The organism is Pseudomonas sp. WS 5079, from assembly GCF_012985465.1.
Taxonomy (GTDB): Bacteria; Pseudomonadota; Gammaproteobacteria; order Pseudomonadales; family Pseudomonadaceae; genus Aquipseudomonas.
The window spans coordinates 1-1,160 of record NZ_JAAQWN010000029.1; the positions used below are offsets into that span (position 1 = coordinate 1).

At 67.2% G+C, this 1,160-nt stretch carries 1 protein-coding gene; it reads left to right on the top strand.

What is annotated here, in order from left to right:
* The first annotated feature begins 57 nt into the window (after positions 1 to 57).
* Positions 58 to 1,080 (top strand): SIS domain-containing protein, encoded by a 1,023-nt coding sequence (locus HBO05_RS29015; RefSeq protein WP_169956649.1) that lies wholly within the window; start codon positions 58 to 60, stop codon positions 1,078 to 1,080.
* The last annotated feature ends 80 nt before the right edge of the window (positions 1,081 to 1,160 follow it).

A 1,160-nucleotide genomic window follows, 5' to 3' on the forward strand; every position in this document is an offset into this window, starting at 1 on the left:
GCGTGCGCCTGGACCGCTCCCTGCACCTCACCGACGTAATGGTCGAAGGAGAAACCATTGACTTCAAAAATGCTTGAAGAGGCCCTGTCCTCCTGTGAGGCCGTCGCGGCCCAACTGCAATGCCTCGACCCGCTGCTGGCCGAGGTCGCCGGCCGCCTGCGCCGCCAGCCGCCGCAAGTGGCGATGACCGTCGCCCGTGGCAGTTCGGACCATGCCGCCAGCTACTTCGCCTACCTGACCATGCAGCACGTGGGCGTGCCCGTGGCGTCGCTGCCGATGTCGGTGGTGACCCTGGCGCAGGCGCCGCTGAAAGTCAGCGGCCAGGCGGCCTTTGGCTTCTCCCAGTCGGGGCAGAGCCCGGACCTGGTCAACAGCCTGCGCCTGCTGCGCAAGCGCGGGGCCTTGAGTGTGTCGATGGTCAATGCCGAAGATTCGCCCCTGGAAGCCGCCTGCGAATTCCATGTGCCGCTGTGCGCCGGCCCCGAACGCAGCGTGGCCGCGACCAAGAGCTTTATCGCCACCCTGAGCGCCAGCGCCCAGTTGGTCGGGCACTGGAACCAGGAAGACGGCCTGCTCGAAGCCTGCCACGCCCTGCCTGCCGGCCTGCGCGAAGCGGCGACCCAGGACTGGAGCCTGGCCATCGACGCCCTGCGCGATTGCCAGCGCCTGATGGTCATCGGCCGTGGCGCCGGGTTTGCCATCGCCCAGGAAGCCGCACTCAAGCTCAAGGAAACCTCGGCGATCCAGGCCGAAGCTTTCAGCAGCGCCGAAGTGCGCCACGGGCCGATGGCGTTGATCGACGACAACTACCCGCTGCTGGTGTTTGCCCCGCGCGGCGCCGAACAGCCGGGCCTGCTGACCCTGGCCACGGAAATGCGCCAACGCGGGGCCCGAGTGCTGCTGGCCGCGCCTGACGATATTGCCGAACGCGACCTGACCCTCAGCCGCGCCGAGCACCCGGCACTGGACCCGATCCTGGCAATCCAGAGTTTCTATGTGATGGCTGCAGGCCTGGCCCAGGCCCGGGGCATGGACCCGGATCAACCCCGCCACCTGAGCAAAGTCACCCGCACCCACTGAGTTGGTTTCTGTCGTTTCCTGATGAGTACCGTGCCCATGCCCGACAATAATAATGACCTCACCCTCAGCGCCCCCCTCAG